At 64.0% G+C, this 17,236-nt stretch carries 9 protein-coding genes and 2 pseudogenes; 2 read left to right on the plus strand and 9 right to left on the minus strand.

What is annotated here, in order from left to right; translation table 11 throughout:
* Positions 1 to 194 precede the first annotated feature (194 nt).
* The 3 genes and pseudogenes from FB391_RS07785 to FB391_RS07790 all read right to left on the minus strand — a co-directional run bounded on the left by FB391_RS07785 (position 195) and on the right by FB391_RS07790 (position 2,264).
* On the minus strand, positions 195 to 797 hold the full coding sequence (locus tag FB391_RS07785; protein WP_246093495.1) for a hypothetical protein: 603 nt from the start codon (positions 795 to 797) through the stop codon (positions 195 to 197).
* A 31-nt stretch (positions 798 to 828) separates the two neighbouring features.
* Positions 829 to 1,008 (minus strand): annotated as a pseudogene (locus FB391_RS20155) (AAA family ATPase); the annotation flags it as partial.
* Between the two features lie 56 nt (positions 1,009 to 1,064).
* A complete protein-coding gene (locus FB391_RS07790; RefSeq protein ID WP_246093411.1) occupies positions 1,065 to 2,264 on the minus strand; it encodes a Fic family protein in 1,200 nt (399 codons plus the stop codon).
* A 634-nt stretch (positions 2,265 to 2,898) separates the two neighbouring features.
* On the opposite strand from FB391_RS07790, the gene FB391_RS07795 reads away from it, so the two are divergent.
* Together FB391_RS07795 and FB391_RS07800 are read left to right on the plus strand one after the other, a co-directional pair.
* The gene (locus FB391_RS07795; protein ID WP_141893888.1) at positions 2,899 to 3,552 is read left to right on the plus strand and encodes an SHOCT domain-containing protein; all 654 of its coding nucleotides are present in this window, start codon (positions 2,899 to 2,901) and stop codon (positions 3,550 to 3,552) included.
* 18 nt (positions 3,553 to 3,570) lie between these two features.
* Positions 3,571 to 4,725, plus strand: a complete 1,155-nt coding sequence (locus FB391_RS07800; protein WP_141893889.1) for a hypothetical protein — start codon at positions 3,571 to 3,573, stop codon at positions 4,723 to 4,725.
* A 511-nt stretch (positions 4,726 to 5,236) separates the two neighbouring features.
* Here FB391_RS07800 and FB391_RS20175 read toward each other — a convergent pair.
* From FB391_RS20175 to FB391_RS07830, 6 genes and pseudogenes are all read right to left on the minus strand, one after another.
* Positions 5,237 to 7,977: pseudogene (locus tag FB391_RS20175) on the minus strand (AAA family ATPase).
* Between the two features lie 390 nt (positions 7,978 to 8,367).
* Positions 8,368 to 11,697 (minus strand): type ISP restriction/modification enzyme, encoded by a 3,330-nt coding sequence (locus FB391_RS07810; protein ID WP_141893890.1) that lies wholly within the window; start codon positions 11,695 to 11,697, stop codon positions 8,368 to 8,370.
* Between the two features lie 2 nt (positions 11,698 to 11,699).
* The gene (locus FB391_RS07815; RefSeq protein ID WP_141893891.1) at positions 11,700 to 14,786 is read right to left on the minus strand and encodes a helicase-related protein; all 3,087 of its coding nucleotides are present in this window, start codon (positions 14,784 to 14,786) and stop codon (positions 11,700 to 11,702) included.
* 14 nt (positions 14,787 to 14,800) lie between these two features.
* Positions 14,801 to 15,907 (minus strand): hypothetical protein, encoded by a 1,107-nt coding sequence (locus FB391_RS07820; RefSeq protein WP_185842999.1) that lies wholly within the window; start codon positions 15,905 to 15,907, stop codon positions 14,801 to 14,803.
* Between the two features lie 11 nt (positions 15,908 to 15,918).
* Complete coding sequence (locus FB391_RS07825; RefSeq protein ID WP_141893893.1) at positions 15,919 to 16,551, minus strand: hypothetical protein; 633 nt, start codon at positions 16,549 to 16,551, stop codon at positions 15,919 to 15,921.
* Complete coding sequence (locus FB391_RS07830) at positions 16,551 to 17,225, minus strand: hypothetical protein (RefSeq protein WP_141893894.1); 675 nt, start codon at positions 17,223 to 17,225, stop codon at positions 16,551 to 16,553. Before FB391_RS07830 ends, FB391_RS07825 begins: the two co-directional genes overlap by 1 nt.
* Positions 17,226 to 17,236: the final 11 nt, after the last annotated feature.

Below are 17,236 nucleotides of genomic sequence, written 5' to 3' on the forward strand. Positions count from 1 at the left end.
TGCACACGCAGGACTTCTTCTGCGTTTCGAGACGGGCAATGCCAGTCAGATTCTGTCGCTCCCGCGCGGCGGTCCGAGGACAGCGAAGGCGACGCCGCTCGACTGTCGATTTCCGCACGCAACTCGGTCCTTCACCAAGACAGGCGAGGGGATGTCGCAAGCGCCTTTCATGGCGCCCTGCGGATGGGACGCCGCTACATCCCGATGCCGCGTCCCCCACTCGGCGCCGCAACCACCGGCCCCGTAGCCATCGCCGCCTCGCGGTTCCGCGCCGCGCGCCGCACCTCGGCCTGGGCAGCGCGCACAGCATCCTGCATCGTCAACTCCGGAGTGCCGCGTTGCATCGACTCGGCGAGGCACTCGCGGGCCGCGGCATCCGTCCGCGCCACGACGATCGCGACGTTATGGACGCGCCCTCGCGTGAGGCCAACGTAGAGCCCTGCGGCATCGACATCCGGCCCGACCACCGACGCGTCGGCGGTGTCGCCCTGCACGCCGTGCACGGTGGACGCGTAGGCGAGCTGCACGTGCTCGAACGCGTAGTCGGTGGACACTCGCGCCACCTCCCCGCTGTCGCTCACGGAGACAAGAGACAGGTGCTCGTCGCGGATGCCCCGCACGATCCACTGCGCCCGATTCTCGACTCCCGTGAGCCGGTCGTTGCGACGGGTCTGGACGGTGTCGCCGACGAGGATGCGCTGCTGCCCGATTCCCCACGCGGCGACGCGAACGTCGAGCTCGCCCTGATCGACTCGCGTCGTGATGTTCGACTCGGTCGACGTGACCGTGTGCGGCAAGCTCGCCCGCAACGACCAGCGCGCGCTCGCGATCACCCGCATCCCGGAGCCGCAGTGTGAGCGCCGCGTAGTCGGCATCGCGGAACCGGTGCACCGTGTCGAGCTCGACCGCCGCGTTCGCGTGCCGGATCGCAGAACCCATCGCACCCGCATGTCCCACCGGCAACGCCTGATGCGTGTCACCCACGAACGCCAGCCCGACAGCCGGCATGGCAGGCCATTGCGTCGGGAGCTGGGGTCAGCGAGAGCGGCAACAATGCACACTGATCAGCGTGCCGACATCCGGCGAATCACCGATGCATACGAGTCGAGAGCATCGAAGATGCCTCGGTGCTGCCAGACGCGGCCGCGACTCTTCCCCGTGGTCTCGATGAGCACCTCTCGCTCCGTGAGCGAATCGAGCGCGCGGAGTGCGGCCATCTCCCCGAGGCCCAGCGTGTTCTTGAGGTACTTGACATTCACCGCGGGCTGGCCGACCAAGGTGGGCAGAATCTTCCACGCCGCGGCATCCGCACGGATGCCCGCAATCTTCGCGCGGGACTCCTCGAGCTGCTCCACGAGATCGTCGACGAGACGGGTGCCCGTTGTCGCCGCGATCCTGCTCGCGCTGGCGAAGCCGCGGATGATCGGACCGGCGTCACCATCACGGAACGAGCTGAGGGCATCGAAGTAGCGGCTTACATCGACGAGGAGACCGGCCGAGATCGGCACCGCCGTCGAGCCGACGAGGCGCTTGTTTCGCAGAATCGACTGCGCGAGCGCACGGCCCGTTCGGCCGTTGCCATCCGGGAACGGGTGGATCGTCTCGAACTGGGCGTGCGCTACTGCTACCTGCACGAGAACGACGACGTCCTGGCGTTTCACGAAGTGGACAAGATCCCCGATAGCGTCGGAAACGCGGTCATGATGCGGTGCGACGAAGTCGGCCAGGCGGGGGCCTGCTTCGCCCGATCCGATCCAGACCTGCTCGGCGCGGAAGCGGCCCGCGACCGCGGGTGGGAAGCCTGTCTGATGGAGCATCAGTGCCTTGTGCATGGCAAGGATGGAGTCCTCGCTGATGTCATCGGCCAGCTGTAGAGCGGCCTCCATGGCGCGGACGTTGCCGACGACGGTGAGCACGTTAGCCTTGTCGCTCTCGTCGATTTCGGCGAGTGCGAGCTGCCTAGCTGACGTCGTCAGCTGCTCGATCTGTGAGCTCGAAGCGGACTCGGTGCGCAGCAGGATCGCGGTCATCGGCCCCAGTGCGGGGTTGCCGCTACCCAGTTTCCGCTGCGCGTGATGGTCGAACTCGACCAGCTGGCGAGTCGCGTCTTCGACGTCTGCCGCGTCCTCGCTTGAGATGATCGGCGACCAGGTGGCGATGAGAGGCGTAACCGCGGCGTCATATGGTCCGGTCTGCCTTTCCACCTCGGCTCGCGAGTGGATCTCGGGCGCGCGCGGCCGCCAGTCGAAGGTCTCGTAGGTCACCGCGTCAATGGGGACAAGACCGCCAGTAGGTGTGACCATTGATCTAGTCTACCAACACATACGGTCGCAACTGTTGGCAGAATTGATTTCTGCTCACGGTTGCAGCTGACGGAAGAGGCGAGGGCGGGGAGCATGACGCCAACACTTCTGTTGATAGGTGTTTGAACATGCGGCAGTGGCGAGTGCCAGACCGGCACCGTGCGGTCGAACGGTTGAAGCACCCCCGCCCCGTAGGTGGGCTCTCTACATCCCGATCCCGCGCCTCGCACTCGGCGCCCCCGCCACGGGCCCGTCACCGTGGCCGCCTCGCGGTTCCTCGCCGCACGCCGCACCTCCCGATTCACATCTTGCGGGCGGCCGTCGGACGCGAGGCGGTGCTCAATCGGGCGATGCGCCCAACGGGCGAAGTCGATCTCGCCGGCGTCGAGCTCGGCCCGAATGCGGGTGCTGGCGCTGCGGGCGGCGCGGGGGTTGTGGGCGGCGAGTTCCATCGTGGCTGCGCCAGATGCGATGCGCAGTGACGCCGCACCATCTCGGTACGAGTGCGAGGTGTTCCACCACCGTGAACCCCGGGCCTCAGCCGATACTGCTGAGTGGCGCGATCCGTGTCGATGCGTTCTATTAGAGTGCTCTCATGGTGGGATATGGCCGCGTTATCGGCGGGGACTACAAGGGCGCGGCGATCTCGACCCCGGTGGGCAGCACGCTGGTCGTACAAGCAGGTCTGAAGATGCGGCGACTGCTTCCGGACAATGTCTCCGAGTGGGAAGAACTGCCGACCGACAGCAAGGGGAATCCGGTAGGCGCCGTCGGCCAGGCTGTCGTGGGCGCTGTGCTTCCTGGCCAGCTCGGCAAGGCGGCTTCCGCGGCGTTCGGTGCGACCGTAGACGCGATGGGTCCGTCGCATACCATTCGGGTCGATTGGGCCGATGGGAAGAGGTCACTTCTCAAGCTGCCGGACTCGATGTTCAGGCATTTCGCCATGGTGCTCAATGCCCAGCGCGTCTTCTCCGAGCCAGTGCCGGTCGAGGCCGCGCCAGTGGTGGAGGACAAGCCCACTATCACCGATAAAGCGTTCGATCTGGTCTCGGGCATCGTCAAGGACCGTTTCCCCGCGAAGTCACAGACCGCGGCGGTGCCCGAGGTGACCGCGGTTGCTGAGGTAGCGCCGACACTGCAGGTAGATGTCGTCGAGCAGCTGCACAGGCTGGCATCGCTGCGGGACGCCGGCATCCTCACCGAGGACGAGTTCGCAACCAAGAAGGCCGAACTTCTGGCTCGGTTGTAAATAGCGTCCGGGCACTCGATGACCGACGCGATGAGTAGGGAGCGGGCGCGGGCCGTCCTTGAGTTCGACGTGCTGCGTCGCGTAATCGTGCGGTCCGTGAAGGTCGCGTTCTCAGGAGTCCTGGGCGCCCTTGCTGTCCTATCGGCATCGAACTGGGTGCGGCTGCTCACTGAAGCGCCCAACATATCTCTGCCTGGGCTATTTGAGGCGGCTCTTCCCTTCTCTCACACGGTGGACCCGGTCCTGCCGACGTTGATAACTGCGTTGCTCGCCCTTGCAGTCGTGAAGGCGAGCAGGTTCGCGCCGGGCTTTGTGGTGGGCACGGCACTCCTCTGCGGCTTTCTTGGGAGCACCTGGGCAGTGCTGAGTGCCCTCGCTCTTCTCGCGCCGCACAACTCTGACGCAGTGCTGGACAGTCTCGTCACGGGAATCGGACTGGGCGTCGTGGTCATCGCCGTGACGGTTGTCTTGACTGAAGTCCTGCCGCTCTCCGCTGAGCTCCGAGAGAAGCAGCTTCACGCGAATCTCGAACGCGCAGAGTCCCTCCTGGCTCGCGCGACGGGCCGGCTGCGTTTGCGCTATCCGCATGGGGTCGCAACGCTCGTAATGTTCGCGTGGTTCAGCGCGACGGTGCTGGTGGCGCTCACGCCGGTGCTCCTAGGGCTGGTCGGCGTGTGGGGGCCGATTGACTACATTCCCGCTCTGTGGGCACTGACCGCGGCGTTCGGTGCAGCCATGCTCACAGCGTTTGTTGGACTGACCATAGGGTGCCGCTTCTGGCTGGAGCTCTCTGGGGTTCGCGATGAGAGGGTCCTCTGGGCGGTGACCTGGATTCTCTTCACCATCGGAATAGGCGTTGTGTTCATCGCGGTCATTGCGCCCGTTGCTCGGTTGAGCGAAGCCACGATGGTGATGGGACTTGTCGCCCTCAGTTGGTATCTAGTGCTTGTGGCTAGCACCCTGCTTCCGCTCCTCCTCCCGTTGCCGAAGTGGGGCTGGCTCGGCCAGGTTGCGACTTCGCGGCGAGTCGACGTGCTCGAGTCCCGCCGCGATCGGCTTCGCGAGGTGAGTGATGCTGCCGCGGTGGACGCGTCTCCTGAATCGGCCGCCGGAGTACAGCCACCTCGCAAGGTCGCTCGGTGGTTCGCGAACCTGTTGGGGCGTGAATCCTGAGGCGACATTGTTCCCGCTCGATGACGTTGTTCTGTCGTGACCACGTCACCGATACCGGTCTCTGCCGTCCCGCGCGCCGTCGCTCGTCCGCTTTCCGCGTAGTATCGCGCCGGGCCGTAGTGCTTCGTCACCGGATAGCGCGAACGCTCCGAGGTGTTGCCCCCGTGCCGGGCGTGCAGTCGCTCAGCGGCCGAAGCGACGAAACGCGCCCGCGCGTCACCCGTGGATGCCGCAGCTGAGCCCGCCCCGAGCAGACCACGAACACCAGACCGGATTATCGACATCGGGCACGTCCACATCGACCCCGCCACCACCTCCACCGTTGCGGGGCTCGGGCGCAGGTGCTTCATCATGCGGCACCGCGAAGACGAACTGTTCACCGTGTCCCCGGGGAGCAGCAGACCGTCGCACACGCCTCCCTCACTTCCCCAGAGCCGACGAACTTCCGCCTCACCGACTTCGTACACAAGATGCGTCATCCCCAGCCACTCGTCACCGCAGTAGGTGGGCTCTACATCCCGATTCCGCGAACCGAACTTGGCGCATTCCCCACCGGCCCCGTAGCCATCGCCTCCCGGTTCCTCGCCGCGCGACGCATCTCTGCCTCAGCCGCGCGCACAGCATCCTGCATCGTCAACTCCGGAGTGCCGCGCTGCATCGACTGGGTGAGGCACTCGCGGGCGGCGGCATCGGTCCTCGCGACGACGATCGCGACGTTGTGGACCCGCCCGCGCGTGAGACCTACGTAGAGTCCCGCGGCATCCACATCCGGCCCGACCACCGACGCGTCGGCGGTGTCGCCCTGCACACCGTGCACGGTGGACGCGTAGGCGAGCTGCAGGTGCTCGCGCGCGTACTCGGTTGACACACGCGCCACCTCGCCGCTGTCGCTCACGGAGACAAGAGACAGGTACTCGTCGCGGATGCCGCGCACGATCCACTGCGCGCGGTTCTCCACTCCCGTGAACCGGTCGTTGCGACGGGTCTGGACGGTGTCGCCGACGAGGATGCGCTGCTGCCCGATTCCCCACGCGGTGACGCGGACGTCGAGCTCGCCCTGATCGACTCGCCGCTGCTGGATGGCGTCATTGATCGCATCCGCCTCAGCATTCGTGCCAGATACCAGCGTCACCCGCTTGCCGCGTGCGTGCCAGTTGAAGTACGCGTCGATCATTCGCTCACGCGCCGCGTCGTCGTGATGTTCGACCCGGGCGACGTGACCGTGTTCGGCAAGCTCGCCCGCAACCACCAGCGCGCGCTCGCGATCACCCGCATCCCGGAGCCGCAGTGTGAGCGCCGCGTAGTCGGGATCGCGGAACCGGTGCACCGTGTCGAGCTCGACCGCAGCGTTCGCGTGCCGGATCGCAGAACCCATCGCGCCCGCATGCCCGACCGGTAGAGCCTGATGTGTGTCGCCCACGAAGGCGAGCCCGACACCCTGCTCGATCGCGAGCTCGACGAGGACGTTCGCCGTCTGCAGGTCGACTATGCCGGCTTCGTCGACGACGATCCGATCGCGAGAACGCAACACGTACTGGGTTGGTCCGCCGTACACGGCGCCCGTGCTGAGATCGACTTCTCCCACTCGAAGCCTGGCCCACACCTTCGTGCCCGCCTCGTCGGTGCCCCAACGGTAGCCGTGGTCCAAAAGCAGGGCATGAATACTGGATGCCGCGGCCCCGACCTCGCGAGAAGCCACCGATGCCGCCTTCCGCGTGGGGCAATAACGAGCATCCGCCGCCGCTGCGGGGTTAGCGCCGCGAACGCAGCGCGCAGCATCGTCGTCTTGCCCGTGCCGGCGGGGCCGGCAACCGTCACGAGCCCGTCCGTGCCGGCGATGGCGCACGCGGCAACGCTTTGCGAAGCGTCCAGCGCCGACAGGTCCGCGTTCGGTGCGAGCCGCTTCAACTCGCCCGGCAGCAGGGAGCGCCCGGGTCGGGCGAGCACGTCCAAGCGGCCGGCGAGACGAACCTTCGCGCGCACGGTCTCGGTTGCCATGAACGCCTTCACGTGCGCCGGTGGATCATCTGCGACGAGACGGAAGACGGCCGCCGTTGCACGCTCCGTTATCTCGGCGATCACGCCGTCGAGTCGGCCGCGCTCTGCAACGACGCCCGTGCGAGAGAGCGCGCGTATTGCGCCTGCGCGGATGTCGAAGATGCTGAACCTTCCGCCGCATGAGGTGGACCGTTCGTCCGCGTCGACGACCGCCTGTGCAGCGAGCAGATCCAGGTCAACGGCATGCGGATCGGTTGCAGCGACTTGAATGGGTGCGCGCGCGGTGGTCAGACTCGGATCGATCGCTGTGATCTCGTGGCGGACGCGGGCCTCCCAAGCCGCCTCATCGAGATCGGTCGGCTTGTTTGGACGCGACACCGCCCAGGCGCGGCGATCGATCTGCTGCAGCACCTCCACGCTCGGAGCAGATCCTCCGTGCGCCGCTGACCACTCCGCGATCAGGCGCGCGCGGTTGCCCTCGATCTGTGCCGACCGACGGGAGACGGGTCGTACGGCGTGGGCGAGCTCGGCGATCTCCCCGGTGTCGTCGAGCGTGTAGCCGTGCCGGGCGAGCGCAGCGATCCAGGCGGGATCGGTCCGGGCGGCAAGTTCGCCCTCGGCGTTGACGACGGTGTGCAGTTTCATCGCGACGCGCGAGTCAAGGTTCGACCAATTACCGTCCGCGCCGAGCACCTCGATGTTCAGCCAGAGGTGACGGTGGATGTGCGGGTCGAGAGCGCGCGAGCGCCGATGCTGCAGCTCGACGACCTCGATGCGGGTGATCTCCTCGCGGAGGAGCCCTCCGTGCCCGCGCCGCGCGTTGAGCTCCGTCTGCCATATGAGGAGGATGCGTTCACGCAGCCGGCCCTGGAGCGCTTCGAACTCGGCGGCGAGCTCGGGATGCAGCAGCGCGGCGATGCTGTACGACTTCGGATGGTTGAGCGTTCCGTCGAGCAGCAGATCGGCATCGGGGCTCAGTCGCTGATGGCCGCGCTCTTCCCCGGTGACCGGGTCGTGGCCGGTGAGCCAGACACGAAGGCCGCCGGCGGTGAGTTCGTCGGAGGTGATGACGCCGTTCGCGACGATGAATCGTGAGACGGTCGCATCGGAGGCGGCACTGTACGCTTCGAGCGCGTCAACGCCGGGGGAGTGCTGCAGGTGAGCATCGCAGGTGCCCTCGAGCGCGTAGGCGATCGCCTGTCGAACCCCTCTGGATTCGACACCTCGCTTCCATCGCTCGAGGCCTCCGCGCATGTCGCAAGGGTAGGGCGCGTTTTGCCTATTATCCAGGCATTTTTATGGCGTGCAGGTATGTGTAGGGGAGTGCGCTTAAAGGCTGTCACCCACCCTGGGTGCCTGCGTGCATTGTCGTGTTGTTGGTGTGTGCTGGGTTAGAGCGGGGTCGGGGTTGGGGTGGAGAGAGTCTCAGGGCGGGCGGGTTTGGCTTTGAAGTAGGGGTGGTCGGTAGTTTTGCGGCTCGGCTGCTGATGCTCGTTCTAAGCAAGATCAGTGGCGCGTCAGCCTTGACTGGGCCACATCGAGGTCGGCAGGGAATGGATGAATGGATGGTAGCCGAAGCGAATCACTCGGTCCCGTCACGCTGGCGTGCACGACACGCTGGCCTTGCTTTCCAGTCCTTGGACATCAGCTCAGCTCCCCTGCGGTAAAGAGGCCGCCGCTCACCACCCGATCCAGGAGAGCCGCTGCGCGCGGAGTCAGATCGATCGTGTGCTGGAGCACATTGATGACGAGGAGCAACTCGTCAGTGAACGCCCACTCGTCGTAGGTGATCATGTCGAGCGGGCTTGACGTCCTTCCAGCTCGTTGCGCCTTCCGGTAGCCGAGCCATTTCTGCAGCGGGTTGAACCCAGATACCTCGAAGTTCCAGACCTCAGGCGATACCGGCGCGATTCGCCCATTGCCTACGGTGAGGCTCATGGTGGCGCTGTCGTAGCTGAACGAGTCGGGTCGACCGGTGACCGGCACAACTTCGGATGCCGGCCCCGAGGGCATAGCGCCATCCATGTATCGCTCACCCCAGGTGTGCCACGCAAGTAGTTCCTCGCCCAAAGCGGCGACCTCATCGAACACCACGCGATCCTTGGTGAGCGGGATGTGCACTGGTCCGGCAGCGACGGCAAGCTCGGACGAAAAACGGTCGCTGAAGGCCGCCGTACCGCCGATCCCGTATAGATACTGGAAAACGCGATGGGGGTCGACATTCTCGCCGAGGACAACGCGCAATGCGTTGAGGAGGCCGGCACCAAGATTGGCATCGGTTGCAGCGGCGTCGCGCCACATAGGAAAGACGTCCTTGGCACCGCGGTTGTTGAAGTGGTGAAGGTCGGGCACGTAAGGCGTAGCCGACATCACGGGGCCGCGACCGAACGATGTCGAGGTCAGCGTGGTGAGATAGATCTGGTCCTCACCTCGCACCGCCCACAGCTCTGGTCGAGGATAGTCAGCTAGTCTCGCGTCAGCCAGCAGAAATTGCCGATCGAAGCTTCGGTATCCGTATCGCACGACAGGTTCGTGGCTGGCCCCCAGTTGCAGTGTGCTGAGCGCGGCGAGGCGGTCTCGGGTTGTCAAGCCCAAGGGCGTCGAAGCGAGAGTTCTGTCGCGGGATACCTTGAATGCGGCCGCACGGTCAGCACTCGCCAGCATCGAGTCCCATCGTTTTTGAAGCACCTCAGGGTCAGCGTTAATCGGCCAGCTCCGCTTCACTTGTGACCCACTGTGCGACCAGGGCATCAACTCGTCCAGGCGGGGCCAGGAGCCATAGTCGCCCCCGGCCGCGGGCGCGAATGAGTCAAGCCCCGCACCGGGGATTTCCTCGAATTCCACGTCTGCGAATTCGCGCTCGAGCCAGTCAAGCTTCTCTGAGCGAGTCCCGCGCACCCGCACATAGCGCACATCACATGTTCTCGACCTCGCCGTGCGACGCACGCCTATCCCGATAGCGACCGGCGTTCGGATGTCAAACACGTTCTCCTCAGCGTTTGCCCCTCGACCCTCGCCCCCCAGATCGATGACGTAGAAGTCGTCAAAGACGGTGCGCAGGTGTGCCCGAAGGCCACTCATCGACTTGCCACTGAGGTATGACAAGGGGGTGATCATTGCGACGATGCCCGGGCCGTGCCCGATATGCTCCGTCGCCCGCCACGTCGCCCACCGCCAAAAGTAGACGTAGTCGTTGTAGAGATTCTTGATGTGCACGCCTTGCCCGGCGTCACTCATCGGCTTGGTGAGCGCCTCGATTAGCGGCGCTACACCCGGTACCCCGAACCGCACGATGCCGCCGTGACGCTGGTCGCCTTCAGAGGTCCCCTGTTCGCGATTGTAGGGCGGGTTTCCAATCACAACCGTGAATCGCTTTGACAGCTTGAGACCATTTGCTCTCGCTGCTTCGAGTGAGATCGGATCCTCTTCAAAGTCCCATGACGCTTGAGCAGCGGGATGCTGGAGAGTGTCTGTTAGCAGAATCGTTGCTTCGGGCTCCTTTACGCCCTCCGCTTTGCTCTCGATGGCAACTTTGAGATTCGCAATGGCGTAGGGGGCGAGCATGATCTCGAATGCGTGCATCATCGGCCCGACATGCCAGGCGAACCAGTCTGGCCATTGGTCGGCGGCGCGGTGAGCGAGGAAGGACTCTCTCGCTGACCTGATCCACTCCATGAGGAACGTTCCCGTTCCCGTAGCGGGATCCGCCATCGCGACGAACGGCGAGCCTGCGTCTACTCCGTCGGGTACATCAATTCCCAGGTGCTCACACACGGTCGCCCAGTCGCTGTCATCCGCGGTGCCGAGCGGAAGACCGAACCTGCTTTTCAGAAGATGGTCGACCGCTCGCGTCATGAACTTCACAACAGGCACCGGCGTGTAGAACGCCCCGGCGTCGATGCGTTGACGCGGATCGTACTGAGCGAGGAACTGCTCGTAGAAGTAGACCACGGGATCCTCTCGGCGGTCTTCGCTACCGAAGTCCGCAAGGATCTCGTCGATGTTTGTGGCGGCGAGGACCGCGGCAAGCTCACCCAGCCCGAGTTCGTCGACGTCGATTACACCATCGGTATCATCGCGGAAGCGCGAGTAGATGGCGTCGAGGAACGGGTTGTCGAACTGCATCACGGCCAGCGACCGAGTCGCCTGGAAGTGCTCTGGATGGACGATGCGAGCGGTGAGAAGCCCGTAGACCATCGTCTGGGCGTAGACGTCGGCGAACCGATCAGGAGTGAGATCCCCTAAGAGACGGTCGCGGATGTCGACGAAGAGCGATCGCATGGGGCCAGACTCCATCTCGACCATCAAGAGGGCCCTGACTTCGTCCCGGACGTCCTGGGCGACATCGGCCATGCGCTTGGATAGAGCCCTCGCCCCCCGGATGCCCTCACGGTAACCAACGACAGCGAGAGCATCTCCCGAGTCGCCAACCACCCTCGGGCCGGACTCGTCCACCCAAGCAAGCTCATGGAGAGCCCGCCGGGCGAGAAGGTCGAAACGCGATCCTGTCGCATGCGCAGTCCACGACATCACTCGGAGGACGCGCTTGGTCCCTGACTCTTGGAAACTGACGACGTGGATCACGCTTTGCTCGCCACCCGACAGGCAGAAGAACAGCAGGTCGTTTAGATCCCACGTGGGGTGTTTCCCGCTCCCCTTTGCGCGCTTCGAGCTGACGAGCTTGTTGAGCAGTCTCCGCACGGCGCCGATCGGGAGCTGACCACCCTCAAATTGGAGGTAGAAGGCACCAAACGTCTGCTTCGTCGTCAGTCGCGGAATCTGGTATATGCCGGTGAGCTTTGCCACCTGCTCCGGATCGAGCTGGAGCTCCTCAGGCTGCCAGTCCAGGAGATCCTCCTCCCGCAGCTCCCCGGGGGGTATGGGCCAGTCAAGTCCCACGTGCAGTAGGTCCAGCAGATTCTCGAAGGAAGCCGGGGCATGCCGAATGAGCCTCTTCAGCTGGTCGTCTGCCATTGTCATGCGATCTCCATCCAGCACAAGGTCACAGGTGTCGGGGCGTCCAGCGGGAGCTGCACGTCCTTGCGCAGCTGTTTCGTCTCGGCACGCTCAAATTCGCGAAGTGAGGACTGCAAACTTACGCGGTCGGAGAACGGCCGATTGGGCGTATCGGCGGTCGCCTCGATCGCGCCATTGATGGTGAGTACGCCGCGCTCGACTCCTTCGGCGTTCTTCAGCGCCCACTCGATGCGCCCTGGGGCGAGGCTCCACTCCGCCTCACCGTCATCAGTCTCCTTGGTGAGAGTGGGCACGCGGCGACAGACAAAGACTCCAATCGGCTTGCCGTCCTTGCCGACCGAGATGCCGTCAGGCAAACGTGCGACGAGCGATTCGAGGCCGGGGTTCTGCTTTGCGAGTTCGAGCCACTTCAGCCTCAACTGCTCCAGCGGGGTGATGTCGCCAACGTAATCGTCCTTGAAGGCCTGGAAGACCTTCACGTCGTCGAACATGTCGGACTCGTCGAGCAGCTTCCCGCCCGGGATTCCGAGCGTCTTTGAGATCATGAGGGTCTTGCCCTCGACGCGGCCGACGAGCTCGATCAGGTTGTTGATCTCGTCGGGTGGCAGGAAGTTGCGAATCTGAATCTTGCCACGTGTGGCCTTCGCGGACTTGCGCTCCTTGATCAACGCAGCCTCGATCGAGGGATTCATCCGTCGATCGACTCGCCCGATTCGCTGCATGAGCCGGACCGGGTTCCAGTGGATGTCGTAGTTGACCAGCAAGGTGCCGTCTTGGAGGTTTACTCCCTCGCTGAGGACGTCGGTTGAGATCAGCACTCGGAGCGGAGCCTGAGCGGCGCGCTCTTCCGCGTCCACCTTGTTGTAGAAAGGAGCGAATCGCCGGATCATCGCGTATCGGTTGCCCTTGCGTCCGCCATCAATCCGGTCAACGTCCGCGAGGCCCGCGTCGATCAACTTCTCATGAAGGTACCGCGCGGTGTCGGCGAACTCAGTAAAGACGATGACTTGCTGAGTCTGGAACTCTTTGGTGAAGACCTTGGGATCAGTGCTCGCCTTTTCTGATCCGGCCGGTCCCATGAGGAGCGTACGGAGTTTGAGAAACTTGTCGTCCACGCCAGCGCCGGCCAGCACGAGCTCCATGAATCGGGTGAGCTGCTGAAGATCGTCGAATGCGGCGTCGAGCATCTCGTCGAGCTTGTACTTGCCGCCCACCAGGTTGTACTCGAGCTCCTCCAGCTCCTCCTCCGTGAGATCCTCTTCGTGCCAGCCTTCGTCGAGAGTCGAGCGGTACGTTTCATGGATCGCTTGTAGCGTCACCTCATTTGCCGCGCGCCAAGTGTCAAGTCGATTTGTGGCGGCCTGGTCACCGTGCACATTGACGTCGAGCCATCTGAGGACCTTGGCAGACAGGTCAAGGCATGAGCCCGCGAATGCCGCGAGGCTTGACTCGAAGCGTTTGAGGAAGATCGTGCGGATGAGTGCGACGACCTGCTTCTGCCGATTTTCCAGACGGGGGTCTACGTCGGGATCTGTTGAGAAAGCCAACGGATAGTACATCGGCAGGACAAACAGCGGCGTCTGCCTGTGGAACGCCGCCGTGATCTCCTCGAACAGCGGTGCGTAGAGCATGCCGAACTCGTACGGGACAACCCGGGGAATTTGCGTCTCGGGAAACACCACCTCAGCACCCCCGACCACCTTTGCGCTGTCAACCGCGTAGCGGCGGCTGTTCTGGTGAATGATCGACTGGAACAGCTTGTCCTGCGACATGATCGCGTCGATTGCGGCATGATCGGGCACGGCGCTCTTGAACGGCTTCTCGAGGTTCACGATGTACTTGCGCAGGCTGTTCACACCGATGCTGGCGAAGTGATCATCTACGGCCTCGCCCGTGAAGAGCTCTGCTTGGTGCACGAGGTCGAAGAAGCTGTTGTTGATCGGCGTTGCGGTCAGCAAGAACACCGTCTTGTCCGTACAGATCTCGTGCATGCGCCACCACCGAGAGCCCCATGGGTTTTCCTCGCTCGGCGACTTCCCGTGGTTCCGGAAGTTGTGCGCCTCATCGATGATGACGATATCCGCGCGCTTCGCGAGATGTTCGATCTCCTGTGCGCCCGCCTTTGTGGTCAGGTCGGTGTGAGCCTTAACGATGACGTTAGAGAACTGGCCGCCGTACAGTTCGGGCAGGCGGTCTTTGATCTCGGGATTCCACACCGCGTCCTGTCCCGTCTTGGTGGCCATGATCAGTACGTTCTTTCGCTGCCGAACGGCGAAGTATTCGGTGAGCATGAGGCCCACAAACGTCTTGCCGAGACCGACGCCGTCGGTGAGGAAGCCACCGCCCCACTGCTTCGCCATCTCGACGAGCGAGTGAAACGCCTCGCGCTGATAGGGAGCCAGGAGTGGGTAGATCGTCGACTCGGACTCCTCCCACGTCTTGTCGGTAGGGTCTGCATCCGCCGTGAGCGCGTGAAGCGCCTTCGCGTACACCTCGAAGGGCGTGAACTCTCGCACGTTGTGAGTCAGCACCGAGAGCACTTCAGGGCTTACGGGCACAGCCTGAGCCCAGTGCTCCTCATACCAGGTCTGAAGGTCGACGACCTCGGGCCCCTGGAACTTCACGTTCAGTTCGACGTTCTGAGTGAGTCCGGGCCGGGTGAAGTTGGAGGAGCCGACGAGCGCTGCGGATCCGACGACCTTGAGCTTGCTGTGGGTGATGTACGCCTTCGCGTGGAACTTCTTCGACTTGTAAACGCGGATCTCAATCTTTCCCGAACGGATGCCGTCGACGACTGCTTCCACACCAGTGAGGAAGGCGTCGCCGGTTTGGCGCTCGGCGACGATCGAGCGGTCCAGCGCGGCTGCGATCGCATCGGCGGTCGAGCGGCTGGTCTCGCCACCGATGAGCAGCCGGATCTTGTCCACCTTCTGCCACGCGCCGTCGAGCGCTAGGAACGCGCCGATTTCGAAGTGCCCGGTCGCGATATCGACCGCATCACTGATATCGCACCACTCGCGGACGTAGTCGAGGGCTTTCCACTCCTCCGAGGTGTTGTCGACGATAAAGCTCTCAGGTGTCGCCATGTCCGCTTTCTGTTTCAGCCCAGGTGCCCTGGGAACCACGTCTTCGGGGTCGCTACTGCAATGCGCGACGTTCCCCTGTCGTCGATATACAACACGTCGCCGTAGTTCGTCACGCGAATGGTGCCCCCAGGCTCCATCACTCCGGCCGCTGCATCTTCGATCGTGCGCGCCTGTTCGGCGCAGTCCGCTCCCACCGTATCGCCGAGCGCCGACCCTGAGTCGATGTCGACGAGCTTCCGGTCGCGGATGTCGTAGAACCTCTTCACCAGGAATCCGCGGGCGGTCTCGCCCGCGGGATCTTCACCGGTGTAGCCGAGTAGACGCTCTTGGCCCTCGACGAAACCACCTACCGCGCCGTCGCGGTCGACCCACAGATCTCCCAACGGGCGAGCGGACGTCCACTGGCGGACCTTCTCGCCGATGTCGCCGGCGATCTCATTGCGAAGCGATTCGCCGGTCGAGATGTCGACCACATCGCGGGTCTTGGTCACACGGACGCGCCGGTCGGGGAGGTCCCCCCGCCATCTCGATCCGATCGGCGGGCGAGGCTCATCAGTCAACGGTGCAAGCGGGATCTCGGACGGCGGTTCCGCGCTTTCAGCACCCATGGCGGCTGCGGTCGGCGCTGAAGTGTTGGCGGATGCCGGCTGGTGCTGTCCCGTACGGATGCGATCGACCCGCTTGATCATGCGCGTCGCCGGACCGGCGACGCCCATGGACGCCTTCATCCCGAAATCGCGGAGGTACTCCGCTGCCTCTCGGAGACGCATCACCGTCGGCTCGTCGCCGAAGTGCATCCAGGTGTTGCGAATGTCCATGATCTTCTTCGACAACACCCGCAGATCCGGCGTGTTCGGAATGACATCTCGATAGACAGTCTCTGGGGCGTAGCGGAACTCCTTTAGAAAGAAGCTCGGGTCAGCGGGCGATAACCGACCCCGGACATGCATCGGGTCCTCGGCTTTGCGGCGCGCAACATACTCTTCGAACCAACGTGCGCCGTACGTCGGGGCGAGCGTCGCGTGGCTCCGATTGGCGAACTCGGACCCGAATCCGCGCATGAGGGAGAAGTAGCCTTTCATGACTTCGCCGTATGTGTCCCGCTCGGGGAACTCGACCACGTATCCGACCATCAGTGGAACGCCTCGACTCCACCGCTTCGGCCGAAGCCCTTCATGATAGGGATGACACGCGTGATGGCGAACGCGGCGAAGACCGCCTCCAGGCCGTCCTCAGATACTGCGAAGGCTGGATGCTCGCGGTACTGCCTGGGTTGCGTCCTGAGATCTTCGTACGCCGCGACTCGAGCGCCGTGCGAGGTCAGTAGGTCTGCAGCATCCGTTCCCGCCAGCTCACTCAGCTCTTCCCACGTAACCGACGCGAGCGACGGGTATCCGCGATCGCCGTATTTGAGTGCGCGCAGCAGCGCCACCCGCGCCCCGTCACCGTTATCGTTGAGCGTCATGCGGCCGGCGGCTTCGAGGCGACGATACGCATCGGGGCCTGCGAGAAAGTCGAGGGGCTGAACGTCAGCCGACCCGTCCTCCCACACCGTGCACCCGACGGTCATTCGCAGCCCATCGCTCGACTCAATCACCGCTTCGCGAAGCTTGCCCTCCTGCTCGGCACCACTCCGCCCTGCCGAAACAGGGGTGCCGCGGAAGTCGACATCCCCCACGCGCATCGTGATCGCGACCAGGCCGACATTGAACTCGACATCGTCAGACATCGCTTTGGCGCGCTCCCTTGGAGATGGTTCAGTCATCAGTCTTCGTTCTCGAACCCCTCTGGTGGTAGGAACCACGGGTCCTCATCGAGTGCGCCCAAGTAGATGTACCGAGAGTCCTGACCCTCGTCGATGCGGGAGAAGAACTCCGCTCGTTCGTTGATGAATACCCGGCCGCCGGACGTTCCCTTGTGGCGCGCGAGCCGCATACCTAGTTGGCGAGCCGCCGATGCGCCGTGGAAGTCGGAGAGCAGGACGATCTCTCGGCGGCGCCCATCGACTTTTTCCCACCGGACGTCGGTGCCACCTGCGACAAGAACGTACGGGATGCCGACATGCGGACCGAGCCACTCATCACCAGGGAGGAGCCCCGACGTGGCCTCGGGACTAACGAGGATGTCATTGCTTTGGTCCTCGAATACAAGCGTCTCGTCGAATTGCCCGGCCCAGAAGCACGGCCCACCTTCGCCGTCCGGGACGAGGACATAGCGAAACTCGTTGATGTAGAACGCGCCGCCTTCGGCACCATTGACTTCGCGCTTTACGTCGTTGACCATCTCCGCAAGCCGCGGGTGCAGTTCCGTCGTGAGTAGGTATCGCACGCGTGCGGACTCGCGGTACTCGAGTCGAATGGCTCCGCCTGCCGTGACCGAGTACTTCGCGTCCTTGCTCACCCGCAGGGGCGACAAGCCTGTGTAACGCCGAAAGCTCATGATGCTCCTCC

Source organism: Microbacterium kyungheense, assembly GCF_006783905.1.
GTDB classification, from domain to species: domain Bacteria; phylum Actinomycetota; class Actinomycetes; order Actinomycetales; family Microbacteriaceae; genus Microbacterium; species Microbacterium kyungheense.